Below are 26020 nucleotides of genomic sequence, written 5' to 3'. Positions count from 1 at the left end.
CGGTCATGATGGCCAGCGTCGCCGACGTGGTGAGTAACGCCGCCTCGACCGCCGGGGTCATCGACGGGGGAGCGCCGGTCATCATGGCGCCCGCGCCGGCGGGCACCGATGAGGCATCCGCGCTGGCCACAGCCAATACCAGTGCCCACGCAGCCGACCTGCTCGGCACGTCGATGCTCGGCTTCCTGGAGCTGGCACGTTTCGCCGGCACCCTGGGCATCACCGATGCCAGCTACACCACCGTCGACGCCGCCAACGCCACGCCGTTCGTGTAACCAGGGCGGCGATCACGATCATGACCGGGGGATTCGGAGAGGGCGCGGGCACGCAGCCTTCGACTCCGCGACAGAGAGGGGTGCGCTGTGTTCGGCCCTCCTGAAGTGATCACCGGCCGCCTGATGTCCGGGGCCGGTGCGGCCCCGATGACCGCTGCGTCGGCGGAGTTCGTCGCCGCAGCGACGGCTTACGAGATCTCCATCGACCGGCTCACCGCGATGATGGCCTACCTGTCGGCGTCCTGGCAGGGGCCGGCGGCGCAGGCCATGCAGGCCACCGTCATGCGGTTCATCATCGTCAACCGGCTCCTGCAGGCCCAGATCATCACCTCCGGGGCCAGGACCGCGGCGCAGGCCGCCGCGTTCACCGAGGCCTACACGACCATGGCGCAGATGGTCGAAATCGTGGAGAACCGCGTCACGACCGCCACCCTGCACGCCACCAACTTCCTGGGAATGAACACCATCCCGATCGGGATCAAGGAAGGTCAGTACCAGGGGTTGTGGATGCGCGACATCATGGTGCAGACCAACTACCTGGCGCAGACGGTGGCCAACACCAGCTACGACCCGTTCGCCAAGCTGCCCCCGCTGTCGATGCCCACGAGCTTCCCCTCGGTGATCAACCAGGCCATCGCCGCGGCCATGGCGGCCACCGATCGCGTGCGCCTGCAGGCGGGTAAAGCGCAGAACATCGCTTCGGTGCTCAAGAGCAAGCTCGGCATCGGGATGTCTCAGGCCGAAGGCATGGTGCAACGAATGGGGCAAGGCGCTCAGAAAGCCGAGACCCAAGCTGCCGTCGACCGGTTCCGTGAGGGCAACGTGCAGCGCCAGGCAGAAAACCAGATGGCGCAGCAGTTGATCCAGCAGATCCCGCAGCAGGCCGCGCAGGCCGGGCAGCAGGTGATGCAGGTCCCCCAGCAGGCCGCGCAACAGGCCCAGCAGATTGGTCAGCAGTTCGGCTCGCAGATCGGCAACCTGATGAACCAGGTTTCGCCCGAGCACCGCCTCGACAATCCGGGGTTCTTCGACACCCAGCCGTCGTCGACGACCCTAGACCGGCTCTCAGGCAGTACCGGGGGGTCCGGTCTGGCCGCGGCGATCCGGGTGCCGAACCTGGCTGGATTATCCGGTGCCTCAACGGGTTTCCGGTTTCCGAGTGGTTGGGACGGCGCCATGCCGGGGTCGGCGCCGCCGCAGGCACCCGCCGCGCCCAGCGGTGGCGGTTCCGCTATGCGCCCCGGTTCGGGCATGCCCATGCACGGTGCGCGCCGCCGTGACGAGGAGAAGGCGGCGACCGTCAAACGACCTGACACCGAACTCATTCCGATGTGGGGCCACGTCCCCGAGGACGAAGAGACGGTGACAGCCGGCGCATTGGTCGCCGGACGAGAGACCGATGACGAGAAGGAGGCCAGCTGATGACGGGCCTCCCCACACACTTGCGCTCAAGGCTGTTCGGAGCGCGGCGCGCCGCGATGGCGTGTGAGTCCAGGAGCGGCGTTTCTTCCACCAACAGAATTGGAGATACTCATGGCCGGTAGTGGCTCACCGTTCAGTATGGACATGGCCGTTCAGTCGGCCCAGACCGCCAGTTTCCAGGGGCTCGTCGATTCAGCCCAGGGCAACAACAAGCAGTTGATGGCCATCGCGGACTCGGCGATGGCGGCCAACCGCGGTGCGATGAACCAGTCGTTCCAGACCTGGCTCAGCGACATCCATCAGACCGCGGTCACCAACAACCAGGTGCTGGACTCGATCCGCGAGGCGCTGCACTTCGGTATCGGCTCGACCGACGCGCAGGAGTCCGCGGCATCGTCGGACTTCCAGCAGATCACCGGCGTCGTCAACCCGTTCCACTGATCGTCCAGCCAGCCTGAAACCCACTGAACCGCAAGGAGATAAGAAATGGCCTCGTCTGACGACGTTTACTACAACTATCCGCTGATGGAGTCCATCGCCCAGCAGATCCAGCAGTGCGGCACCGTCGCACAGGGTCTGCTCGACGCCGGGGTTGCCAACAAGCAGACCCTGCTGGGCAGCTTCACCGGTGACACCGCCATGGTGTTCGAGGAGAGCTTCACCAAGTTCCAGCACGTCTGCCAGGACACCATCGAGATCACCGGCCGCGGTGCCGTCGCCTACGGCCGCGGGACCGCGGACATGGGGACCAACGAGGGTCAGATGATGAAGCAGTTTCCCTGATCGACTGCCGCTGCGTGCGATAGGGCGCCTCGACTCCACCACGACGTGGAAACCGGGGCGCCCTATTGCGTTGTAGGGCACCTGCTGGCGAGGTGAAAAGGGCTGTCCGGCAGGCGGAATGGCCGTCAACCGGCGGTAACATCGGTGGTTATGGCACGCGACATCCTGGCAGCAGCGCACCTGAGCGTCGATTCCGCGTTGTTCATCAAACGCCTGATGGACATCGACAGCCTGTCCCCGGTGCTGGCGTTGATGAACAACGTCTACTACCCCGAAGACCAGGCCCGCGTTGACGACGAAACAGTCCCCCTGCTTATCGAGTCGGGTCTGATCGACCTCGACGGCAACGTCGATCCCACGCTGGCGTCCTGGATGCGGGTGCTGGAGCGCCCCGACATGGAGGTCACGCTGCGCGGAATGCAGGACGATCGCATGCGCCGCGCGGTGGTCGCCCGCCGCGGCGAGACCCACGTGATGGCGATGCGGCGCAACGACGAAATGGTCGTGCAGGCGGTGTGGTCGACCACGAAGTCTCTCGACGACGTGGTGTCGACCCCGATCTGGTCGGCCATGCGCGAGTCCGCTGAAGTGCTGGCGCCGCAGCCCGCGGAGTTCGAACCGGTGACGTTCCCGTTGGATCAGATCGCGGACTTGTCGGCGGCCTCGACCCCAGGAGACATGCTGCGCACCCTGCGCGGGGAACTGGGTGTCGACGTGCAGACCGCGAAGATCCTCAACGAGGTGTCGGCCTACAGCGGGCAGCGCTGCGAGATCGTCATGCGGGAGAACCGGGGTATCCAGACCGTCGACACCAAAGCCGGTGTGATGGTGGCCGATACCTCGTTCGGGCGGGTGGTGTCCGCGGTGGGCGGGCACGGGCCACGTTCCCGCCTGTGGGTGACTTTCGGGCCCGGAACCTTCACGCGATTCCGCGCTGCCATGGCCGATCTGGTGCAGCTGACCCCGAGTAGGGACTGGTTCGCTGCCCGTGGTGACCAGGACTGACAGGCCGGTGCATCGGTGCAGGAAAATGAGGGTCTTCGGCCACGAGTTCGACCAATTTGGTGCGCTAGTGTGCTGGTGAACGCTAGGACAATGGTCTTGCAGAGAACCCAAGGCGTCAGCAGTCAAACGACCGGAACACTGTCCGGTCACACCGTCAGATTTTGCGGGGAGAGGTGAGCCGAATGGCCGAAAACGTGGAAGCCGGTAACGGCCGGCACTGGTCGGAGCCCGAGGGCGCTGAAGAATCTACGCAGTCCGCACCATCGGAGCCCGCCGCCCCGCCGCAGGAGCTGCCCGGCCCGCCGGCCACGAGCATCACGCCCGCGAGCTCCTCGGAATGGGGTGCGCGGCCCAGCGTTCCGCCGGGACCCCCGGCCGCGCCGGCGCCCGCCGGTGAGCGCGGCTTCAACGGTGAGCGCACAGCCTCGACGTCGCAGCCCAGTCAGCAAGCCCCGTGGGGCGCGCCGGCAACGCCGGCGCGTGTCACCAACGGTGCCTCGCAGCAATCCGATCAGCGCTTCACCAACGCCGGACAGCAGTGGGGTGCCTCGCCGGGGCAGCCCTGGGGTCAGCCCACCGCGTCGCCCCAGGGTCAACATCAGGGCCCGCAGATGGCCCCGCGGCGTTCGCAACAACCCCAGGCCGAGCAGTACCAGGCGCCCGACGTCACCCAGCAGATCCCCGTCACCCCCGACCAGGGTCGGGTGCGTCAGGCGGTGCCCGATCGGGAGGCTGCCACGGGACGTGGCGTCGAGGCGGATCAGTACCGCCGCCCCGGCGCGCCGATTCAGGCCGCCTCCGCCGGCATCCGGCAGGACCTCATCCGGCTGGCCAACGAGGAGCGCACGCCGGTGGCCAACACCGGATGGCGCGGGGCGATGAACAAGACCGGGTTCAAGCTCAAGCCCGGCAAGAAGGAGAGCCGCCGCCGCGAGGTCTACAAGCGCATCCGCGCCCCGAAGGACTCGATGTACGCCATCGCCGTGCTCACGCTCAAGGGCGGGGCCGGCAAGACCACGGTGACCGCCACGCTGGGGCAGGTGTTCTCCTCGATCCGCGCTGATGGGGTCATCGCCGTGGACGCCGATCCCGATGCCGGTGATCTGCCGCTGCGGACTGCGGTGCATCCGCGGAGCCTGTCGATGATGGAGATGCTCGACACCGAATCCAACGATCTGCGTCAGCACGATCAGGTCCAGCGCTTCCTGTCGACGACCGAGACCGATCTGCACGTGCTGGCCAACGGATGGCGGCCCGACGGTGAGCGGGTGCTGGTGCCCGAGGACATCCGCGACGTCTACGAGATCGCTTCGCACTACTACAGCATGTTGCTGTGGGACGGGGACAAGGCGCTCAACTCGCACGTGGTGCGCGAGATGCTGGACAAGTCCAATGCCCTTGTGCTGCTTGTGGAAGCGTCGGCGCCAGGGGCGTTCAAGGCCGGCCAGGCCATCGACTGGCTGCGCAATCACGGCTACGAGGGGCTGCTGGCGCGCACGGTGCTGGTGGTCAACGAAACGACGGCCAACACGCGGTTGGACATGAAGGCGCTGACGACGGTGCTGGCCCGGCAGCAGCTCAAGCTGCATCACATCCCGTTCGATCCGCACCTCGACGAGGGTCTCAGCGTCGACCTGGACAAGCTGAAGAAGAAGACCCGCCGAGACTTCGAGGACCTCGCGGCGACGCTGGCCGACGACTTCTCGGTGCCCCAGCCGCCGGCTCCGGTAGCCGTCGCGAGCTAAGGTCAAGGGAGACAACACATGTCAGTCGTCTTGCCGGTCGAGTCGCTGCCAGCCGATCCCGGTAGGCAGCCCGAGAGCACGGGGGCGCCGGTCCAGGCCGTCCCCGAGCAGATCCGGGTCGCCATCCACGTCGGCAACTACAACGTCGACACGTCGCTGGCCGCGCATGCGCCGCTGTCGATCGTCATGGAGGGCCTGGTTCCCTTCCTGGTCGAGACGCTGCGCAGTGAGGGCCTCAACGTCGACTTCACCACCACCGGTGTGTACACCCTGGCCGTCGAAGGCGGCATGCCGTTCGCGCGCACGCTGTCGCTGGCCGAGGCCGGCGTCCTCGACGGTGCCCGGTTGCTGTTGCGCGAGGTGCACTCCAACGAGGTCTTCAAGCCGATCATCGAGGACGGCAGCGATGCCCTGGCGGAGTTCAACGCCGTCAAGTTCGCGTCGTTCACCGCTGACACCGCCCGTGCTCTGGGGTTGATCGCGATCGTCGGAGGCGCTGCGCTGACCGGCGCGCTGACGATCGCGGCCTGGTGGTCCACGCCGTCGAGCCTGTGGTGGGCGCCTCCCGCGGGTGCCCTGACGCTGCTGGCGATCCTCGGTGCGGTCGTGGCGTCGCGGCGTTCGATCGCGCAGGTGTCCTACGCCGCCGGTATCGCCGCGCTTCCCCTGGCGTTCTCGTTGGGGTGGGTGGCCGTACCGGCCTATGAGAACACCCCCGGAAGCTGGACGGCGGCCAACGTCTTCGCCGCCGCCTTCGCCACCGCCGCGGTGTCGTTGATCGTGTTGTGGCTGACCGGAATCGGGATCAGCGTGCACACCACGGTGGTGACGATGGCGGTAATCGGCGCGGCCGCGGCGGGGGTGCGCACCTACACCGGGTTCGACATGCGTCAGATCGGCACGGTCGCCGTCGTCATCGGCATGATCCTGGTGGCCGTGGCGCCCGGTCTGGCGTTATCGCTGGCGGGGGTCAAACCTCCGAGCCTGCCGGTTCCCGGCGAGGACATCGACCGCGCCGAGCTCGACGAAGCCGCGATGGTCGTCGAGGTGTTCGACGACGGTAACGACGTGCGCACCGTGGCGCTGTCGGAGGACGAGGACGCTCAGCTCGAACGCCGGGCACGGGTGTCGAACAAGTACCTCACCGGTCTGTTCGTCGCCGCTGTGACGACCATCGTGGCGGGTGCGATCGTGGCCACCGAGCCTGCGACCCACTACTTCTGGGGTGAGGTCGCCGTGGCGGTCCTGTCGATCCTGGTGCTGGTGTTGCGTGGTCGCTCGCTTCCCGATCGGGTCCACGCGGTGACCTTCTTCGTGGGTGCGTTCCTGCTGCTGGTCGGCTTCACCCTCACCGTGATCGCCGGCACGGCCACCGCCGTGGCCGAGATCAGCGTCATCGGTGGGGTGGCGTTGGTGACGGTGCTGGCCGCGCTGGCCGGGATGCTGCTGCCGGGACGAATCAAATCGCCGATTCCCCTGCGGCGCATCGAGTATCTGGAGTTCTTCGCCAATTTCGCGGTGGCCATGTTGGCGTTCTGGATCATCGGGGCGTTCAACTTCTTCCGGAACCTGCTGTGACCATGCGCTCGATGATGCTCGCGGCGCGTACCGCGGCCGTCCTGGCGTCGGTCACCGCCCTGGTCGCGGTCGCCCCGCTGGGAACCGCGGGTGCGGTCACTCCGCCTACCCCCGATGTCGCAGCCGCCCCGCCGGACGGCCCGCCGGGACCCGAGGGCCCCATGCGCAAGAACGGCGGATGCGTCGTCGGAGGCGTGCTGCCGAACTCCGATCTGGCCAAGACGCCGCCACCGCTGACCGCGTTGCAGATTGAGCAGGCGCACAAGTTCTCGACCGGCGCCGGGGTCATCGTGGCCGTCATCGACACCGGTGTGCGGCCCCAGCCACGACTGCCCGGCATGATCGCCGGCGGCGACTACGTGGACCCCGCGGCCAACGGGTTCGACGACTGTGAGGGACACGGCACGATCGTGGCTGGGATCATCGGCGCGGCGCCCGCGCCGACTGACGGGCTGATCGGGGTGGCGCCCAACGCACAGATCCTGGCGATCCGGCAGACCTCGTTGGCGTACATGCCACAGGATCAGTCCTCGAATCCCGACGACCCTAACCAATCTCGTACTGCCGGTGACATCCGCACGCTGGCGCGGGCCATCGTGCACGCGGCCAACATGGGTGCGCGGGTCATCAACATCTCCGTGGTGTCGTGTGTGAAGGTGTCGACGCCGATCGACCAGGCCATGCTCGGTGGAGCCCTCAAGTACGCGGTGGAAGTCAAGGACGCGCTCGTCGTCGCCGCCGCCGGCAACGTCAACTCGAGCGTCGACAGCGGGGCGGGCAACCAGAACTGCAAGAGCAACCCTGACGCCGACCCGACCCGGCCGTCGGATCCGCGCAACTGGGGCGGGGTCACCGTGGTGTCCACCCCGTCGTGGTTCGACGACCTGGTGCTGTCGGTCGGATTCGTCTCCCCGGAAGGGGCCCGCGCGGAGAACACCATGTCCGGGCCGTGGGTCGACGTGGCCGCGCCGGGGTCGGGCATCGTGTCGTTGTCGTCGAGCGGCGAGGGTGTGATCAACGGCGTCCCCGGCGAGGAAGGCGGTCTCGTACCGATCGCGGGCACGTCGTTCGCGGCGGCCTACGTCTCCGGGACCGCGGCGCTGCTGCGGTCGCGATTCCCGCAGATGACCGCCCGCGAGGTCGCCACCCGCATCATCACCACCGCCCACGCGCCGGCGCGCGGTGTGGACAACGCGGTCGGCCGCGGCCTGATCGACCCGGTAGCGGCGCTGACCTACGACATCCCGGTCAACGGAGCCCCGGAGGTGACCGTGCAGGCCGCAGAGCTGTCGCTGCCGGCGCCCCCGCCTCCACCTGACGCGGCGCCAAAGTGGACCGCGGCAATCGTGATCGGGTCGGTGACAGCAGCGGTCGTGATCGTGCTGATCGTCGTGACCGCGACCGGCGCGCGAAGGAGGCAGTGATGGCGGGCCCGAAACGCGCGCGGGGGCGGTGGATCCGCGTCCCCATGATCTCGGCGCTGGTGTACGGCGTTGCGGTGTGGGTGACCGTCGCCTTCACCGTGAACAAGGCGCTTCCGGTGTGGGCCGCCGCGACGATCCTGATCGCTGCCGCGATCGCCTTGTTCATCCCGATCCGGGGACGGGTTCTGCTCGTCGAGTGGTTTGCGGTGGTGTGGTCGTTCCTGCGGCATCGCCGCCGGCCGCTGCCCCCGGAACTTCCGCCGGCGACCGATGTCAACGTCATCTCCGGCACTGCCGGTGTGCGGTGGGACGGCAAGACCCTGGTGGCCGTGGTCGAGGTGGCCCCGCAGCTGGCGATGACCACCGAAGCCAACGGGCACACGGTCAGCGGCAGCGAATTGCCGCTGTCGCTGGTTGTTTCACTGATGACGCAGTACGGACTCAACATCGACATCGACGTCATCGAGGCGGGATGCCACGTCCCACCAGGCACGGCCTACCGCACCGTGTACTCACAGTTCGTGGGGCCTCGGCACGTGGTCGGTGAGCGGCGCACCTGGCTGGTGTTGCGGCTGAACTCCTTTGACAATCTCGACCGGATCATCGAGCGAGGTCCGTCGCGCACCGCCGGGCCCAAGGCGTTGGCCGCCGCCGCGCACCGCGCCGTTCAGCGGCTGCAGCAGGAGCAGATCCCGGCGTACGCGCTCTCAGCGGAGGACCTCGACGCGATGGGGGACGTGCTGTTGGCCCCGGTCGGGCCGGCGGACAACCAGGAGAAGTGGTCCTACATCCGATCCGGGCCCAACTTCATCACCACCTACGTCGGCAACCCCGAGCTGCTCGCGCAAGGCCAACTGGATCGCTGGTGGTCCTGGCGCACCGAGGAGACGATGACGGTGATCCGGCTGACCGGCGCCGGCGGCGGCGCCGAGGTTCAGGTCGGCGTGCTCCTCCGGTACGTCCACCACGGCAAGGCCTACAAGCCGCTGGCTGAGGCGAAGCTAGCTCGTCCCACCGGAATTCAGCGGCAGATGCTCGATGCCGGCATTCCCGCCGGTGACCGCGCCCTGCGTGCCACGATGCCGACCGTCGCGTTCTCCGCCGTGCGCGACGTCCGGGTGCCGATCGGGCCGTCCGGGCAGATCCTCGGCCAGCTCGACGAGGGCACGCTGGCGGTGGTGCCGTTGTGGGATCAGTCGGGCTCGCCCAAGCGGCGCCGCGTCGATGCACGCGTCGGCGTGGAAGTGGCCCGCCAACTCGTCCTGCGCGCCGTCGTCACCGGCGCCGTGGTGGCCATCCACACCGACGACCGGCAACGCTGGGACGGGCTGGTCGCCACGGTCAACGACGAGCGGCGGCTGTTCTACGCCACCGCCGGTGCCCGCACGAGCGATGTCGCGGTGTTCGACGGCCGCACGGTCACCACCGTGCCGACGCGCACCGTGCTACGGCTGCTGGGCCCCGACGCCGCCGGTGGTGGCGCGGACATGACCATCGTCGAAGGGCCCGGCCAGGTCCTGGAGGTCAGCATCGGCGACGCCGACCCCATCACCGTGTGGACGATCCGGACGCGGGAGGAGGACCGCTATCTCGGTTTGGGCCACAACGACATTCCGCAGCCGCGGCGGATGGTGTCCACGGCTCCGGTCTTGTCCCGCACCGGGCGGCGATCGGCGGCGGTAGCGCCGACGCCCGCGCCCACACGCAGGCGTGCCTCGGCTGAACCGTCGCCGGCCCCGGCGCCGCCCACGGTGGCTCCGGCTGCCGCGGCCCCGGATCCCGGCCTCGATCGCGTGCGGGTCAACGGCAACGGTGTCAACGGCAACGCGGTCAACGGCAACGGGCCCAACGGCGATGGTGGCGGTCGGCACCGCGACTTGGGTGGGCCGCAACGGATTCCGCGTAGTCAGCGCTCCAGCGAGCCGGCGCCGCCGCCACCGCCTCGTCGGCCGCCGCGCGACTATCGACCCAAGGAGTGACGGGTCGCAACCGTGAAAGGCACTGTGCCCCGCCACCGAAAAGTGGCGGGGCACAGTGCTGTGCGGTGCGTGGACGCGGTTACGGTTCGACGGGTGGCCGCAGTCCCATGCGGGCGCGCATCCGATCGTGGCGCGCCTTGGTGTCCTCGTCCATGTCGAGGGCGAGTTTGAGGTAGCGGGATGCGTCGGCGCGTTGGTCGGCGCTGCTGGAGGGGTGCCACCACGCCTCCGCGGCGTAGTCGGCGGCGGTACGTGCGAACTGCCAGCGCCGCCACGGTTCGTCCTCGGCCGAGGCTTCACAGATGGCGTCCAGCGCGGCGCTGAGCGCGCCGGCCGGAGAGGTGAGGTCCTCGGCATGGGGGCTCATTGGCTAATGGTATTGCCGCGTGAGGGTCGCTGCCCGGTGCGCGGAGGGGGCGATTTGCAGGGAATCGGGGCGGTGATGACGCGGCGTGTCGGCGACGGGTTATCGGGAAGGGGCGGTGAGATGAGCAGTGGCGAAACGGTCTGGGGTCCGATGACCAGCGGTGACGTGCCCACGTTGGACGTGATTCGTCCGTGAATCGGCTCTTCATGGTTCGTGAACGCAGCCCCGCGTGTCGCGCACAAGCATTGTGAATTATGCTTTGACCTGCGAAGACAGTATGGCCCCTGGTCGCCGGCAGTTTTTTCCCGCAGCAGAGGCATTCCCCCAGTCTTGGAAGGTTATGATTTGCGCATGCCAAAGACTCCGAAGCTGGTCCGGGCCTTGAATTCCCCGCCCGTGGTCATTGCGGTCGCCATGCGCAAGGGCGGTGTGGGTAAGACCACCACCGCGGTGAACCTCAGCTACGAGCTGACTCGGCTGCAGGTGTTCGACGAGGCCGAGCAGCAGACCCGACCGATCCGCGTGCTGCTCATCGACATGGATCCGCAAGGCAACGCCACCTCCGGTCTGGGCTTGGAGATTCCACCCGACGGTGACCCGACGCCGACCATGTTCAACGTGCTGCATCCCGAGAAGCACCGCAGGTTGCCGCTCAACGACGTCATCCAGGGAACCGACTACGGGGTCGACGTCGCGCCGTCGAGGGAGGCGCTCGACGAACTCGACAAGGGCCTGGGGCCCGGCGGCCAGATGCGGCTGCGCCGCGAGGTGGAGACGCTGCCGGCCTACGACTTCATCATCATCGACTGCCGACCGACGCTCAATGAGCTTGCCTCCGCGGCACTTTCAGCGGCGACGTGGGTTCTGGCGACCGTGGGCACCGGACCCGACGAGGTGGCGGCACTGGCGTCGCTGGACGCGGCGGTGGAGAACGTGGACCTCAACAACCCCGGCATCAAGATCACCCACGTGTTGCTGACGAACTACATGAGCGGCTCGCGAGCGACAAAGACCATCCGGCGTGCCGTCGAGGACGCGTGGGCCAAGGAGTACCTGGGCTACATCTCGCGCACGGTGCGTGTCACCGAGGCCAAGGCGCACAGTCAGCCGATCTCGGTGTACGACCCGACCTGTACCGCCGCTGAGGACTATCAGCGCGTCGCGATTCGCATCGCGGAGGAAGGACTGATCCCCAATGGCTAAGGACATGCCACTGCCGACCGCTCGCGGGCGGGCGGTGTCTCAGGACGCTGCCCGAATGCGAGGCGTTCCCTCCGGCACAGCGGCGGCCACGCCCGCGGCATCGCCGGCCGCGGCCGGTCACCAGGTGGCCGACCTGGTGGCCCACGATCCTGCTCTGGAGCAGCTGCGCAGCCGCAAGGTCAAGCGCACGGGGATCAACGTGCACATCAACACCAATGTGCACAACGCGTTTGCTGCATTCGTCGATGAGTACGACTTGCCCAAGGGGGACGCCGCGTCGCTGGCTATCCAGGAGTTCCTCGAACGCCGTGGCGTGCACATTCCCGGTGTGGCTCGGGCGTTGCCGCCACCGGTAGCAGCTGTCCCAAGTGTGACGGATGGGCATCCCACCGGTGGCGATTCGACGTCTACTGGATAGGCTGGAATCGTTGCTGGTAAACAAGTCGGGGGATCGGCCGATTGGCATCGACGCAGGATTGGGTGACGGGTGACCAACCACATGGACAACATTGCCGACATCGCGGCCGACGACGACGATAAGCCCGAAGGTGGCACGCACGAACTGGTGCGCGCAGAACAACGAGGCAAGGCCGCGATCGATCCTCCGCACGTCGCGACCGAGTTCTTCGCCAAGAAGTTCCAGGAATTAGCTGGAAGCATGAACGTGCGCATGCTCGAAACCGACAGGGTGCGTAAGCTCACGCCGCTGCGCATCCAGCGGATGCTCAAGGAGCAAGCACCGGACCTGCCGGTCTCCCAAACGCAGATCTACCGCTACTTCCACGGCGAGGCGCCGCCGCGTCTGGACGTCGTGTACGAACTGGCGCGCCTGTTCGGCGTCCCCCCGTCGTACTTCATGCCCGATGACTTCCTGCCCGAATAGGGGCTGACGCGAGCTGTCTGCGCGCCGGCGGATGTTGCGAAAAGCAACCCCTGTGCGGCAGGCGATTTGGTGTGATGGAGCCATAGACTGAGGCTCGCAACTCCGGCACGGTGCCTTACAGGGGTCTTTGGCAAGAGGTTTCCCGGTAGCGGTGCGGCAACGTGCCCCGTGCCGGAGTTGCTTTCTCCGAGGGGGATTTTCGCTCCCAGGAACGGGAGAAGGACCTGAGGTGGACAGCGAACACGGCGACGACGGCATAGCGGCCGTCGGCACGGCGCTCAAGGCTCACATTCGGATGCGGCTGGCGTTCTGGCAAGCCCAGGACCGTCGCAGTATCACCGTTGACGGGCCCGCCTGGCTGTGGCGCGGGCGCTACCTCGCGCCGCTGCGCCTGGCCGATCTCAGCACCCCGACAGCCGAACTGATCGTGCGTAGGCGCGCCAGGGGCATGGATCCCGCCGCGCTCTATGGAATCCCTGGGCCGCGCCGCCGTCGACTGCCGCGATGGGCCTCCCCGCGGGGCGCCGTGTGCTGGGTCGCCGCGGCGGTGATGCTCGCGTTCGTCGCGGCCCTGAGCGTGCGCGCCCCCGACGATGACGCCGGCATCGGGGCGTGGGCCGCCTGGGGCGCAGCGGCCTGTGGCGGCGTGGCGCTGGTCGTCGCGTCGCTGCTCGTGTGGGCCAACCGTGACCCCCTGAAGCTCACCAGATCCCAGGCCGCGGAGGTCCACGTCGCTCAGCGAACTCTGGACTGGAATCCGCTCGCCGGTGCCGGCCCAGTCTCGTCCGGTGGCGCCTTCCTGCTCGAAGGGATCACCATCGTGACCCTGCTCGATCGCAGTCCGGCCTGGGACTTGCCGGGACTGACCCTCGTCCGAACGGGTTTCGACGCCGCGGAGGAGATCTTTCAGATCGCCCGCGCTGCTTGGGTTCTCGATCAGCATGAGGCCCAGCGGGCTCAAGTCGCACACTTGGTCACCGGCACGTGGGCGGCCGCGCTGCGTGGCGAAACCCGGCATCTCACCGAAGCCCTCCTGGGGCGGCTGATGGTGCTGCATCAATGCGTGGCGACGCTCGACAGCCTGCACCAGCGCGCACAGCGAGCGGGTGTCGTCGCCGATGTCGCCGACAGTGCGTTCTGGGCCGCCGCGGCCGAGAACGAGCTGGCCGCAGCCTCCCTCGACGAACTCAACACCGACCTCCTGGCGATGTTCGAGTTCGACTACAGCGAGGTCGGGGCTTCGCGTCGCCCGGCCTAGTCTCGCCTCCAGCGCCGCTGCCAGCGCAAATGACAGAGCCCCAGAGTGGCGGCCTCGCTGAAGCCGCCACTTTTCGTTGACGGCCACTTAGGCGGGGACGTGGCATCGCCGCAGGCCACGGCCAATCAACTGTCGACGTGCACACAGCACTCACAACTTGCTCACGACGTATTCACCACCACGGATAAAGTTACCTAAGGCGGGAAGGCCGTTTGTCCTAGTCAGTGGCTAATCTGAGCCTACGGATGTGCAAATCGTAACGGGTTTGATCTGCACACTCGGGACCGCGAAAGCGACTGACCCAAGGGAGGTAGCGATGTCTGAAGCCGCCGTGATCGAGTTGACCGCCATGCTGGAAAGCCAGCCCCCGCAACCGTCGGACGAGGAGTGGTACGAGCGGGCGCTGTGTCCGCAGACCGACCCCGACGCGTTCTTCCCGGAGAAGGGCGGATCGACCAGGGAAGCCAAGAAGATCTGCCTGGGATGCCCTGTGCGGGACCAGTGCCTGAAGTGGGCGCTCGACAATGACGAACGTTTCGGCATCTGGGGCGGACTCTCCGAACGAGAGCGACGTCGGCTCAAGCGCGGTATCGACATCCACCCCTCGCAAGACGACGAAGACGACCACGATGTCGCGGCGATCGCCGCCACCGAGGGCTACGAGCAGCACGCGAGGTTGGCAGGATGACCCGGCCCGCTCAGCGCGCCGGGCGCCGGCAGATCCCCGGATTCGGGGAGGATCAGCCGCCCGCCGAGGTCGTCGACGCCTATTGGTACGCAGTGGATCTCGCTGCCTACGGCTGGCACGCCAAGCGCCTCGAATTCGACGCCCACACCGCCACCGCCTTCGTCACCGCACACACTCCGACGCGGCGCACCGTCACCGTGAGCTGGGACCTGCGCGGCAATCGTCGCGCACGACAACAGGTTCCGGGCAACGCGCCGGCGCGTCGGCTGCTCGAACTAGCCCGCGCGGTCGCCAGCCTGGGCCAGAACGACGCCGAGACCGGCGACGAATGGCTCACCCAACTGTGCTGGCTGGTGCAGTCCCAGGTTGGCTCCCCGCACCGCCACCACCGCAACTGGCGTCGCGGAGAAGCGCTGCCCACCGTGCCGGCCGGCCAACAGCCCATGACGCGGGGGCGCACCGCGGCCTGGCTGCTCGCGCGTCTGGTCGGCAAGTACGGCTGGACCGTCCGTCATCTCGGTGAGGACATCGCCGGCGGTGGGTTCATCGCCGACATCCCCGGTGACGTGACGGCGATCTTTCCGGCCGCCATGGAGTACGACGGGACCGCAGCAGCGGCGCTGGCCCGGCTGCTGCCCACTCTGCCCGCGCAGGATCTGCACCTGCTGGCGCGCCTGGACTACCAGGCGCTCTGGGCGGCCGGACGAATCGGTGGCCGGCGATGACCTCGCCCGCCACCGTTCTCGCCACCCCGGCGTCCTGGGTTCCGGACTACCTGCACGGCTCCCTGCGGCACTGGGATCCGCCCCACGGGCAGCGCTGCGGCTGCCAGCGGCGCTACGAGGGCACCCAGGTCATCCACTGCGTCGGACGGCTCCAGCACCTGCTCGACGTCGCATTCGGCCGACCGCCGCGCTCCCGGTGCGGGGTGCGCCTCATCCAAGCCGCCGCGAGCGCACTACTCGAGGACGGCGCACCGCTGTGCCCGGCATGCGCGGCCATCACCGGACCCCCGGCACCACTGGTCGAGATCTTCAACCACCGCGCCGACGAACCGGTGGGGATGCGATGAGCACCCACCACCTGGATCCCGACCTCGTACGCAAGCACCTGCTGGAGATCCTGGCAGAGGCCGGCGGCGACCTGACCACCGCCGAGCTACGCCAGCTGCTGCAGCGCTGGGCGCCGGGCCTGGTCAACGAGACCGCCTACCGCAACCTGCTCGTCCTGGAACACCGCGGCGAGGTCCGGCGCCTGCGCCGTCCAGGACGCCGCCATGTGGCCTGGGCCATCGCCACCCCCGCCCCCGTGAAGGAGTCACTCCGATGACCGCACCCCACCCGGTCGCCCCCTACGTTCTGGCCATTCCCGTCACCGAGTTGTTCGTCGACCACACCTACCAACGGCCCTTGGATCCGCAGCGCGTGCGCACCATGAGCGCATCCTTCGACCCGAAGCTGCTCGGGGTCATCGAAGTCTCCGACCGGGGACCCGAGCGCCGCCCGCGCTACGCGGTGATCGAAGGTCAACACCGTTGGGCCACAGTGGCTGCCATGGACTCGGCCGCGTCCATCGCCGCCCGCGTCCACAGCGGCCTGTCGATCGCCGAAGAGGCCCAGCTGTTCCTCGGCATCGACGTCCACCGCCGCCGGTTGAGCACCTGGAACCGATGGAAAGCGCGACGAGCGCAGGGAGATCCCGACGTAGCCGCGATCGAGGCCACCGTGGCTCGGGTCGGACTGCGTGTCGACGACGCACCCAAGGACGGGCACATCAGGTGCACCGCCATGCTGGAGAAGATCGTCGGCAGCCGCGGCGGACACCCCCTGCTGCGCGACAGCCTCCGGCTCCTGCACGACACCTGGGGGCCCCAGCAGAACGCTTTCGACGCACCGATGGTCGGCGGGATGGCGGTCATGCTCGACGCGTTCGGCACCGACGCGCAGTTCGACTGCGACACCCTCGTCGACGCGCTGATCGACCTGACCCCCGAGCGGGTCGGCGCCCTGGCGCGCGCCAAGAAGGCCAACGGCAAGCACGGCACCGGTGCACTGCCCAAGTTCGTGGCGCTCACCCTGCACGAGCGCTACAACCTGCACCGGCCCGCCGGCTCCCGTCTGGCCATGGCGCCCGGCTTCCGCGGCGTCCTGCGCGCGGCCTCGGCCACCACCCGGACCGCCGCCGGCGCCGACGACGCAGCACCCGCCGCCGCCTGACACGGGGACCTGCCGTCACCGCAGCTCACGGCCACGGATCGGGCCCGCGGTGACGGAAACGGATCGGCCCGCCGGTACTCACCACACGACGGCACAGGAAGGAGACCTGAGATGACCGCCCTCGATCACCGACCCGCAGCGGTCAGCGAACGCTCCGACGACAGCGACTACGGTCGCCTGCCCCCGCACGACGACAGCGCCGAGCAGTCCGTGCTCGGGGCGATGCTGCTGAGCAAGGACGCGATCGCCGACGTCCTGGAAGCTCTGCGGCCGGGTGACTTCTACAAGCCGCGCCACCAAAGCATCTTCGACGTCATCCTGGACCTCTACGGCCGCGGTGAACCCGCCGACGCGGTGACCGTCGCCGCCGAGCTCGACCGCCGCGGCGTCCTACGCCGCGTCGGTGGGGCGCCCTATCTGCACACCCTTCTGGCGACGGTTCCCACCGCCGCCAACGCCGGCTACTACGGGCGGATCGTGGCCGAGAAGGCAACGCTGCGCCGCCTCGTCGAGGCAGGCACCCGCGTCGTGCAGTACGGCTACGCGGGCGCCGAAGGTGCCGATGTCGCCGATGTCGTCGACCGCGCCCAAGCCGAGGTCTACGACGTCACCAATCGAGACCGCCGCGAGGACTACGTGGCGCTGGCCGATCTGCTGCAGCCGACGATGGATGAACTCGACGAGCTGAGCACCAACGGCGGCCTGGCCCGCGGCGTCCCCACCGGTTTCATCGAACTTGACGAGTTGACCAACGGTCTGCACCCCGGCCAGATGATCACCGTCGCAGCCCGCCCCGGCGTCGGTAAAGCGCTGGCGCTCAACACCGCCCTGCCCACACCGACCGGGTGGACCACGATGGAGCAGGTCGAGGTCGGGGACGAACTGCTCGGCGCAGACGGCCATCCCACCCGTGTAGTCGCCGCGACCGAGGTCCTCCACGGCCGACCCTGCTACGACGTCGAATTCTCCGACGGCACGGTGATCACCGCCGACGAACAGCACCAATGGGCGACCCGCCGCGGCATCACGATCACCGCCGAGCTACGTGTGGGCGACACCATCCCCACCGCGGCCGCCGTCGAGTTGCCCGCGATCGCCCCCCAGCGCGACGACCCGTACACCGTCGGTCGCTTCCTGGCCGGCGACCGCGGTGTAGCACTCAACGGTTACGACACGGTGATGTCCCACTACCTGCGGGGGTCACTGGAGCAGCGACGAACCATGCTGCGCGGGCTCCTGCACGCCAGCGCCGTCACCGGCGGGCCCGGTGACAGCTTTACGATCGAGGCGCCCTGGCGGCTGGCCGAGAACCGCACCCTCGCCGTCGAGCTGCTCAGCACCCTGGGGTACGTCGTGGCCCCAGGATGGCCCGGCGAAACGATCCACGTCGTGGCCGGCGAGCGCACCGTCACCGTCATCCGCGCTCGGCACAGCGTCGCCGTGCGCTGTGTGCAGGTCGACAACGACGACCACCTGTACCTCGCCGGTAGCGGGATGGTGCCCACCCACAACTCCACGCTGGCACTGGATTTCATGCGATCGTGCTCGATTCAGCACCGGATGGCCAGCGTCATCTTCTCCCTGGAGATGAGCAAGTCGGAGATCGTGATGCGGCTGCTGTCGGCAGAGGCGAAGATCAAACTGGCCAGCATGCGCTCCGGGAAGATGAGCGACGACGACTGGACCCGGCTGGCCAGGAAGATGAGCGACATCAGCGAGGCGCCGCTCTACATCGACGACTCACCCAACTTGACGATGATGGAGATCCGGGCCAAGGCCCGGCGCCTGGCGCAGAAGACCGATCTGAAACTCGTTGTGGTGGACTACATGCAGCTGATGACCTCCGGCAAAAAGGTCGAAAGCCGTCAGCAGGAGGTGTCGGAATTCTCCCGGACACTCAAGCTGCTGGCCAAGGAACTCGACGTTCCCGTCGTCGCCATCAGCCAGCTCAACCGAGGCCCCGAGCAACGAACGGACAAGCGGCCCATGGTGTCTGACCTTCGCGAGTCGGGCAGCATCGAGCAGGATAGTGATGTCGTGATGCTGCTGCATCGGCCTTCCGCCATTGAACACAATCATCCGCAGGCCGGGGAAGCCGAGATCATCATCGGCAAGCACCGCGCGGGACCCTGCCGATCCATCACAGTTGCGGAGCAACTTCACATGTCCCGGTTTGCGAACATGGCGAGAGGCGGTCATGAATATGAAAAAGGCTACTAGCGAGCGCAAGTAGCGATGCAGGACGCCATTGTCGGGCAAACCAAGACTAGAGTATAGCAAACACTACGAAAGGGAGAGGTGTATGGGGTTCTATGACACCGCCTGCCTGATCACCGGAGTGAATATGACCAGCATCGACGCGACCGCCGTTCTGCTGCGACGCGATCCCGGGGGCTACTACTACCCGATCTCGCTCGGCGTCCAAGGGTCCTACGACGGGTACGGAAGCCTCGACGCCATCAAGGACACCTATCACACCGAGGCCCTAACAACGTTTTTTACCAACGCCTTTCGATGGGGCCGGTTCCATGCTCACGACTACACCCACGCCGGAGACCCCATCTGGTTCGACCCCGACATCGCCATCGAATCGCTGCTCTACCTCGTCGAGCGCACCACCACCTGCTCGGACCTCTACGGAGGCGCCTACCCGCCCTGCACCCTGCTCGACGGAGACCCGGTGGTCATGGCCATGATCGCCCAACCCGTCTGGGACGCCATCACCGACGCCCGTCAACCAGGACGGCGCAACCTCGCACCGATGGCGTTCGGGGCCGGCCTACCCACCGCCACCGAAATCTACGGCCCAGGGTTGCACGGTCTACAGGAACCGCTGCGGCAGCTCGCGGTGATCTCCCACTTCATCGCCACCCACCCGCCACTGCGATGGGCCCCGCCCGGCGAACCCGAACAGCGCTATCCACGCGGCACCGGCCGCCAGTTCAGCGCCGAGGACAACCGCCAATTCGTCGACGAGGCGCGCCTTGACTACCGCTGGAACAACACCATCCAACGTGCGCTAGACACGTACAAGCAGGCCGTCGACTAGCCTGCGGCGCAACGGGTGTCACGCTCTGAGTGGCGTCATGCGGCTGGTAAGGGCAAGTGCCGACAGCACATCGGACTCCTGGCCTACGCCTGCTCGGTGGGCCGGATGACGATCTCGTTGACTGCGACGTGGCGGGGGTTGGTGACGATGTAGATGACCGCTGCAGCGACGTCCTCCGGCTGCAGGTAGTCGATCTCGCCGCACATCGCGGTGAACCCTTGAGCAGTCGCGTCACCACGGCTAGTGGATTCACTGCGGGCGGCCGCCGTCGAGTCGAGATTTACCAGAGCGTAATTCGATTGCCGCGGAGCAAGTCCCGCGTGACCCACGTGCGAGCACTCCGCCTCAACGACGCCACACGTGAACTCGGTCGGTCTTGAGCGGAGCGCCCTCGGGCCCCTTCACATACGGAGCAATCCACTTCGGCCGACGGTCGGCGTGGTTGGGCCCGCATGCCTGCTGGCGCCAGTGCCCGCCGACCCACCACCGACTGCTGTACCGACGTTCGGGGTGCTCACCATCGTGTTCGCGAGGCGGGCTCATGGGGCGGCGCAGCTCGATGATGCTCACCCGGTCTGGATTGCCCGTGGCCGGTTCGGGGGCCTGCGTTCGTGCTCGCGGGGCGTCGTCGAAGACGCGGGTCGCAGTGACCGTGGGTTGGCCCATGAGCAGCCAGGCGGCGCCCACGACGCTGACCAAGGGAGAGGCGTCCGCTGCACGAGTTGCCTCGGCGGTGCGTGGGACGAGCGGTTGCAGCAGCAGTGTCGGGTTCGTCGCCCACACCGGCGAGGTCACCTGGTAGGGGTTGAGAAGATCCGGTTGCTTGGCCAGGCGCGACAGCGGTTGCAGCTGGAGTACTCCGTCGGGTCGAGACCACCACCACAGGCCGTCCCATGTGACCTCAGTGGGATCGGTTGGGCTCAATGCATTCCACGGGACGCTGCCGGCGGGCTTGGCCCAGCAGAGCAATCCAGTGGGTGCGGGTGCTGCGATCGCCGGTGTCCACTCCGGCAGGGAGTCCGCGGCGTCAAGGGCGACGTCCACCATGTCGCGCGAAACCCAGTACAGTTCCGCGCTGTTGCGGATTGCGTCGGCCTCAGCACTCATCTGACTCAGCGACTCGGCCAGCTTGGATTGCAGTCGCTGCAGCCGGCGCTCACCCGAGGTCGAGGCGCTCGTCGGCCCGGCAAGGGCGGAGGACTGGTGCTCCACGAGCTTGTCCAGAGCGTTGCACCACTGCCGGCGGATGTCGGGAACATTGTTGGGCGCCCACGGCAGACTCTTGCGCTTCACCATGGCGTGTTTCCCCGCGCGCACCCCGGCAGCCTCACAGCGCCGAGCTTAACCGGCTCAGGTCGCCCACCGGGGGTGGGGACGCGGCATCGGCGCAGGCCCAGGCGGTGTGGAACTGCCGAAGGGCAGTCCCACACCGCACGGTCAGGCGGCCTGCTCACCACGTGGTCCGGACTCGGCGTCGAGGATCTCGGCCTGAATGATTGCGCTGACCTCAGCCAGTTCAGCCTCCGCGGCGACCAGATCGGCTGGTGCGGACAAATCGGTGCCGGCCGCGGCCGTGCGTGACTGTTCAGCCCGATCGTTTGCGAGCTGTGCGCGAGCCGCCGTATCCGCGGCCTCACCGGCCGCGCCTTCGAGCCAGGCGCTCACCAGCTGGTGAGACCAGGCCGTCAGCGCCTCGGTACCGCGACGACGCACCTTGGCGGGCACCAGCTGCGTCCACAGCACCCGGTAGCCGAAGCTGACCTTGACATGCTGGTCGCCGCGCTCGGAGATGATCTCCACCAGCAGGGGGCCGCTGGACCAGCGGGCCCGATGTCCGTTGCCGTTCACCGCGGCCTCGGCGCAACGCGACAAGTCCAGCTGAGCCAGCTGGGAGCGGTAGTCGACCAGCTCGGCCAGACGCTCGGCACGCGACCGCAGAGCCTCGGCGTGACGCTCGGCCTCGGCGGCGGCGTGCAGTGCGGCGTTGACGTTCTGACGAGCGGTCATGTGCTTCAGGCGCAGCTTGCGAACGGTGACCTGCAGCTCGTGCTGGCGCAGCAGCAGCGAATTGCCGGCGGCAGCGGCCTTGAGCTCGCCGAAGGTCAGAGTTCCGTCCCCGCCCAGGTCCTCGATCTCGCGTACCTCGCTGTCGGCGCGGTAGAGCTGCTCGAAGCCGCGGCTCTTACGTTCGGCCAGCTGGAACATGTAGGCGTCGAACGAGCCCTCCACCGCGTAGCAGTAGATGTCGATGGCGTCGTGCAGGTTCCCGGTACGCACACCACGGCCGTTGCGCTGATCCCAATCCCGCGCAGTCCAGGTGGGGTCCACATGGTGCAAGGCCGCCATGCGGTTCTGAATGTTCGTTCCCACACCAACTGTCGGGGTGGAGCCGAACAGCACCGACACACGCCCGTCGCGGCAGGCGGCGAACAGCGCCTCGCGCGCCTTCGAACTGGTCGCCTCATGGATGAAGCGGATCCGCTCGGCCGGCACGCCGCGGGCGATCAGCCCGGCACGGATCCTGCCGTAGCTCTGGGCATCGCCGGGGTGTGGCGTTCCCAGATCGCACAGAACGAGCTGAAATGCACCCGGCGCAGACGAATTGGCGTAGACCGAATCGCGGGTGCGGTGATAGATCGCCGCCACCTGGTCGGCGACGGCCTCCAGTTTCGGTGCGACCTCACTGAAGCCGACCAGGTTGGGATCCAGGGCCACCTTGCGGCCGTCGCCGCAGATCGCCAACATGTTGTCGGCGTCGGGCTGCACCCGGCGGGCGCGCAGGTCGTCCGCGCGTTTGACCAGGTTGGTCATGAACGCACGGGTGTTGTCCGTGGGCTGCACGACGATGGTGTGCTGGTGCGGTGTCGGCAGTTTCAGGTCGGTCATCGAGCTGCGGGCCATGGACATGAACGCCCCGATCATGGTCCTAAGTTCGGGCACGTTCTGGATGACGACCGGACGGCGACGGCTGCGGAAGCCCGAACCGTCCGGGCTGACCTCGATCAGGGTTTCGTAGCGCACGAACTGCGCCGCCCACGCGTCGAAGTGGCCCAGGCCGGATGCGATGAGGCGGTCCGGGTCGCAGAAGCGTTGCCACACATACGCTTCGGCGAGCGTGTTGGTGTAGGGGGTTCCGGTGAAGAGGCTCGCGTACGGGCGCGAGGAGTCGGCGCGGCGCAGCATCGACAGCTTCAGCAGCAGGTCTGTGGCCCGCTTGCTGGCCCCCATGCTGAACCCTTCGGCGCGTGTGGTGATCGGCAGCCGGCGGAACCGGTCGGCCTCGTCGACGGCCAGATAGTCGATGCCGAGCATGTCGAAGGTGATCGCGTCGGCGTCGGTCGCGACGTCGCGCAGCCGCTCGACGCGACCCTCCAACGAGCGCACGGCCGCCGCGATGCGCTTGCCGTTGTCGCCCTGGCTGCGCTTGTAGTCCTCCAACTCGGCGAGCTGGTCATCGAGCCACTCGCGTTCTACCTCGGGCGGGACCGGCATGGAGGCGAACGTCTCATGGGTCATGATCACCATGTCCCAGTCGCCGGTGGCGCAGCGCGCGGCGAACAGGCGCCGGCCGTAGCGGGTGAGGTCCTCGCGGGTGACCACGAGGATCTTGCCGGCGGGCGCGGTCTGCAAGGCCTCTCGCTGTGCCTGTTCGATGAGGTGGTTGGGCACGATGTAGAGCGGCCGGTTAGCAATCCCGAACTGCCGCAACGTCATGCACAATGCGATCGCGGTACGCGTTTTACCCAATCCGACACTGTGGGCGGCGAAGGCGACCGGGACCGACAGGGCGCGATCGACGAAATCGCGCTGCCAGGACCACAACTGCAGGTCGTCGGCGAGGCCGGGGAACGTCAGGTACGAGCCGTCGTCGCAGCGCAGCACGTGCGAGTTCATCGCGTGGTTGTAGCGATCGAGAAGACGCTCTTCGCGTTGCGGTGACTCCCACACCCACAGCGAGAATCGCTGCTCGATCGCCGCCAGCGCGGCCTGCGCGGCCTCGGTCTCGTCGGCGTTGCGGACCCGGCGGGTCGTCCGGGCGGCGTGGTCGTACACCTCGTCGTACACGGTGGGGGAGGTGCTATTCAGTCCGGCCTGCAGCAGGTCGAACGCCGACTTGCGGGTGGTGGTGTAGGTGATTTTGGCGTCGGCGGAGATGTTGTGCGCGTTGCCCTCGACCTCCCACGCCGCCAACGGGGCGATGTGATGGACCCGAACCCAGGACGCTTCGAACACCTCGCGGCAGAAGCCCTCGATGTCGCCGGCACTCACCCACGGGGAGCCCAGTTCGATGCGCACCTCGTCGCGGCCCAGCCAGCGCGGCTGGACCTGTTGCAGTGCAGTCACATTGCGCTCGTAGGCGGGATTGGTGGCCGCTGCGGCCAGGGCATCCTGCAACTTGGCGCGGACGTCGCCACACAGGTAGTCGCGTGCGGTCTGCACATGCCCTGTGGCGGGGTCGCGGTAGGCCAGATCTCCGAGAGCGGCGAATGCGGCCTCGGCTGTGCGTAACCCCAGAAGCTCGGCGACGCGGGCCAGGTCCAGGCCGCGGCCCTCGCCGAGGGACACGGCCATCGCCTCGCCGGGCGTGTCCGCCCGCGTGACTGGGACGGGGCGCCGGTTGACGCGGCGCTCCAGGATCGCCGCGGGGGCCGCGTCGCCGGTCTCCTGATCGAACCGCTCCAACGCGAACACCAAAGCCGCATCCGGATCGCCACGGAAGCCGGACATTGCAGGTGTGCGCCAGCTCAGCTTGGGCAAGCCGGTGTCGGGGTCGGTCTTGCCCTCGACGAGCGTGCCGCGGTTGAGCGGGCCGAAGCGCTCGACGTAGGCCAGATAGGACTCGCGGCAACGGGTTCGCAGCGGGTCCAGGGTCGTATCAGGGGTGTCCCAGTCGGCCTCAGCAGTCACGAGGTCAACCGTGGCGTCGCGGAGGGCGACCAGAGCGTGGAGTTCCTTGCTGGGCCGCGTGACGGGCTGCAGCTGGCCGTCGACGACGCGGGTCATCGTGCCGTCGACGAGGTGGAACGAACCCTCTTTGCGGCCTTCGGCGTCGGTGAGCGTGACGTTGGAGAAGTCGGCAGTGGTTGCGGCGTCGCTGGGGTAGGGCAGCAGCAGACGGTCGGCGGAGGTGAAGGCGGCGGCGACCGCCGCGTGCGGGTCGTCGGCGGCGACGGTGACCGGGTTCTGATGAAACCCGGTCAGTCGCATCGTGCCGGCGACCAGCTCGGGGTGTGCCGCCCAGAAACCGCTCACTCGAGCTGAGTCGGTGCGACCCCGCCCGTCGGGGCCGGTCAGGTAGTGGTGGGGCTGGCGGGTGTCCCACCCCTGCCGCGCCTCGTCGGCGGCGCGGACGCGCAGCACCAGGACGTCGGCCACCACATCGGTGCCCTCGCCGGCGAAGTAGCCCGCCGGCAGGCGGATGGCCGCCAGCAGATCGGCGTGCTTGCGCAACGAGTGGGACAGTCCGGTGGCCGCATCCATGGTGTGCCGTGAGGTCACCATCACCACGTAGCCACCCGGTCGCACCGCGCGGGCGGCCCGCACCAGGAAGTACTCGTGCAAGGGGCCGTAGAAGGCGATCGCGGAATCGGAGACGTTGGCGGCCGAGAAGGGGACGTTGCCGACGGCGGCGTCAAAGCGGTTGTTGGGCAACGATACCTGCTGCAGGCGGTCATGGAGAATCGTGGCGTCGGGGTGTAGGGCGGCGGCGATGCGCGCGGCGGTCGGGTCAACCTCGACTCCGGTGTAGCCGATGGGCAGATCGGCCGGGGCGTGGCGCAGGAAGCGGCCGTTGCCGCACCCGAGGTCTACGACGTCGCCGCCGCGGAAGCCGGCGCGCTGCAGCAGCCGGTAGATGTGCTCGATCAACGCCGGCGGGGTGTAGAACGACGTGTCGACCACGCGGGAGGCGGCCTTCATCGCTGCGGGGTCCGCATCGTCGAGGTCGTCGGCCAGCGCGGCCCACGACGTGGCTGGCTGCGGGTCGAACAGTGGAGAGGCCGCGCCCCATCCTGGGAACTGCTCCAGGCAGGCGCGTTGTTCAGCGTCGGGGGCGGCGCCGTGGGGCAGAGTCTTAAGGACGTGCACGGCGTGGACTGCGGCGCGGCCGGCGGAAAGAGTGGGAGCCATGGGAGCACCTTTCGGT

Annotated in this window: 23 protein-coding genes and 1 pseudogene; 20 read left to right on the top strand and 4 right to left on the bottom strand. The window is 68.0% G+C overall.

All coding sequences use genetic code 11. The features are described 5' to 3' along the window. Positions 1 to 5 precede the first annotated feature (5 nt). From ABZ195_RS20980 to eccE, 9 genes are all read left to right on the top strand, one after another. Entirely contained in the window at positions 6 to 275 is a 270-nt protein-coding gene (locus ABZ195_RS20980; protein WP_355221159.1) for a PE domain-containing protein, read from the top strand. 87 nt (positions 276 to 362) lie between these two features. Further along, positions 363 to 1697: a PPE domain-containing protein gene (locus ABZ195_RS20975; RefSeq protein ID WP_355221157.1), complete on the top strand. Its 1335-nt coding sequence runs from the start codon at positions 363 to 365 to the stop codon at positions 1695 to 1697. Between the two features lie 144 nt (positions 1698 to 1841). Next, complete coding sequence (locus tag ABZ195_RS20970; RefSeq protein WP_355221155.1) at positions 1842 to 2138, top strand: hypothetical protein; 297 nt, start codon at positions 1842 to 1844, stop codon at positions 2136 to 2138. Positions 2139 to 2183: 45 nt separating this feature from the next. After that, positions 2184 to 2480, top strand: a complete 297-nt coding sequence (locus tag ABZ195_RS20965) for a hypothetical protein (RefSeq protein ID WP_355221154.1) — start codon at positions 2184 to 2186, stop codon at positions 2478 to 2480. 150 nt (positions 2481 to 2630) lie between these two features. Beyond that, positions 2631 to 3485 carry an ESX secretion-associated protein EspG gene (locus ABZ195_RS20960; RefSeq protein WP_355221152.1) on the top strand — a complete coding sequence of 285 codons (855 nt, stop codon included), beginning with the start codon at positions 2631 to 2633 and terminating at the stop codon, positions 3483 to 3485. Between the two features lie 182 nt (positions 3486 to 3667). Then, positions 3668 to 5230, top strand: coding sequence for a hypothetical protein (locus tag ABZ195_RS20955; RefSeq protein ID WP_355221150.1), 1563 nt, complete (start codon positions 3668 to 3670; stop codon positions 5228 to 5230). An 18-nt stretch (positions 5231 to 5248) separates the two neighbouring features. After that, complete coding sequence (gene eccD, locus ABZ195_RS20950) at positions 5249 to 6808, top strand: type VII secretion integral membrane protein EccD (protein WP_355221148.1); 1560 nt, start codon at positions 5249 to 5251, stop codon at positions 6806 to 6808. Between the two features lie 11 nt (positions 6809 to 6819). After that, on the top strand, positions 6820 to 8232 hold the full coding sequence (gene mycP, locus ABZ195_RS20945; RefSeq protein WP_355221146.1) for a type VII secretion-associated serine protease mycosin: 1413 nt from the start codon (positions 6820 to 6822) through the stop codon (positions 8230 to 8232). Further along, positions 8232 to 10211: a type VII secretion protein EccE gene (gene eccE / locus ABZ195_RS20940; protein WP_355221144.1), complete on the top strand. Its 1980-nt coding sequence runs from the start codon at positions 8232 to 8234 to the stop codon at positions 10209 to 10211. The genes mycP and eccE overlap by 1 nt, the downstream gene beginning before the upstream one ends. A gap of 79 nt (positions 10212 to 10290) precedes the next feature. Here eccE and ABZ195_RS20935 read toward each other — a convergent pair whose 3' ends face one another. Next, complete coding sequence (locus ABZ195_RS20935) at positions 10291 to 10578, bottom strand: hypothetical protein (RefSeq protein WP_355221143.1); 288 nt, start codon at positions 10576 to 10578, stop codon at positions 10291 to 10293. 351 nt (positions 10579 to 10929) lie between these two features. Here ABZ195_RS20935 and ABZ195_RS20930 point away from each other — a divergent pair, with 351 nt between their 5' ends. The 11 genes and pseudogenes from ABZ195_RS20930 (at position 10930) to ABZ195_RS20880 (ending at position 19875) form a co-directional block, all read left to right on the top strand. Beyond that, a complete protein-coding gene (locus ABZ195_RS20930; protein ID WP_355221142.1) occupies positions 10930 to 11781 on the top strand; it encodes a ParA family protein in 852 nt (283 codons plus the stop codon). Positions 11782 to 11836: 55 nt separating this feature from the next. After that, the gene (locus tag ABZ195_RS20925; protein ID WP_355221141.1) at positions 11837 to 12199 is read left to right on the top strand and encodes a hypothetical protein; all 363 of its coding nucleotides are present in this window, start codon (positions 11837 to 11839) and stop codon (positions 12197 to 12199) included. Positions 12200 to 12268: 69 nt separating this feature from the next. Continuing rightward, positions 12269 to 12664: a helix-turn-helix transcriptional regulator gene (locus tag ABZ195_RS20920; protein WP_355221139.1), complete on the top strand. Its 396-nt coding sequence runs from the start codon at positions 12269 to 12271 to the stop codon at positions 12662 to 12664. 229 nt (positions 12665 to 12893) lie between these two features. Continuing rightward, the gene (locus ABZ195_RS20915; RefSeq protein ID WP_355221137.1) at positions 12894 to 13922 is read left to right on the top strand and encodes a hypothetical protein; all 1029 of its coding nucleotides are present in this window, start codon (positions 12894 to 12896) and stop codon (positions 13920 to 13922) included. A gap of 316 nt (positions 13923 to 14238) precedes the next feature. Further along, positions 14239 to 14514 (top strand): annotated as a pseudogene (locus ABZ195_RS20910) (WhiB family transcriptional regulator); the annotation flags it as partial. Between the two features lie 92 nt (positions 14515 to 14606). Further along, complete coding sequence (locus tag ABZ195_RS20905) at positions 14607 to 15335, top strand: hypothetical protein (protein WP_355221135.1); 729 nt, start codon at positions 14607 to 14609, stop codon at positions 15333 to 15335. Next, positions 15332 to 15682, top strand: a complete 351-nt coding sequence (locus tag ABZ195_RS20900; RefSeq protein ID WP_355221133.1) for a hypothetical protein — start codon at positions 15332 to 15334, stop codon at positions 15680 to 15682. Before ABZ195_RS20905 ends, ABZ195_RS20900 begins: the two co-directional genes overlap by 4 nt. Then, the gene (locus ABZ195_RS20895) at positions 15679 to 15939 is read left to right on the top strand and encodes a hypothetical protein (RefSeq protein ID WP_355221132.1); all 261 of its coding nucleotides are present in this window, start codon (positions 15679 to 15681) and stop codon (positions 15937 to 15939) included. Before ABZ195_RS20900 ends, ABZ195_RS20895 begins: the two co-directional genes overlap by 4 nt. Further along, positions 15936 to 16826 (top strand): DUF6551 family protein, encoded by an 891-nt coding sequence (locus ABZ195_RS20890; RefSeq protein WP_355221130.1) that lies wholly within the window; start codon positions 15936 to 15938, stop codon positions 16824 to 16826. Before ABZ195_RS20895 ends, ABZ195_RS20890 begins: the two co-directional genes overlap by 4 nt. A gap of 111 nt (positions 16827 to 16937) precedes the next feature. Next, positions 16938 to 19046 carry a replicative DNA helicase gene (gene dnaB / locus ABZ195_RS20885; RefSeq protein WP_355221129.1) on the top strand — a complete coding sequence of 703 codons (2109 nt, stop codon included), beginning with the start codon at positions 16938 to 16940 and terminating at the stop codon, positions 19044 to 19046. An 82-nt stretch (positions 19047 to 19128) separates the two neighbouring features. Continuing rightward, positions 19129 to 19875, top strand: a complete 747-nt coding sequence (locus tag ABZ195_RS20880) for a hypothetical protein (RefSeq protein ID WP_355221127.1) — start codon at positions 19129 to 19131, stop codon at positions 19873 to 19875. Between the two features lie 83 nt (positions 19876 to 19958). On the opposite strand, the gene ABZ195_RS20875 is transcribed toward ABZ195_RS20880, so the two are convergent. The 3 genes from ABZ195_RS20875 to ABZ195_RS20865 all read right to left on the bottom strand — a co-directional run bounded on the left by ABZ195_RS20875 (position 19959) and on the right by ABZ195_RS20865 (position 26004). Beyond that, positions 19959 to 20081 (bottom strand): hypothetical protein, encoded by a 123-nt coding sequence (locus ABZ195_RS20875; protein WP_355221125.1) that lies wholly within the window; start codon positions 20079 to 20081, stop codon positions 19959 to 19961. Between the two features lie 139 nt (positions 20082 to 20220). Further along, positions 20221 to 21171 carry a hypothetical protein gene (locus ABZ195_RS20870; protein WP_355221123.1) on the bottom strand — a complete coding sequence of 317 codons (951 nt, stop codon included), beginning with the start codon at positions 21169 to 21171 and terminating at the stop codon, positions 20221 to 20223. 141 nt (positions 21172 to 21312) lie between these two features. Next, positions 21313 to 26004 (bottom strand): methyltransferase domain-containing protein, encoded by a 4692-nt coding sequence (locus ABZ195_RS20865; RefSeq protein ID WP_355221122.1) that lies wholly within the window; start codon positions 26002 to 26004, stop codon positions 21313 to 21315. Positions 26005 to 26020: the final 16 nt, after the last annotated feature.

The sequence above is a fragment of the Mycobacterium sp. NPDC006124 genome (genome assembly GCF_040614235.1).
In the GTDB taxonomy this organism is placed as follows: domain Bacteria; phylum Actinomycetota; class Actinomycetes; order Mycobacteriales; family Mycobacteriaceae; genus Mycobacterium.
Note: the sequence above shows the minus strand (reverse complement) of the source record. Positions and strands in the feature narration are given on the sequence as shown.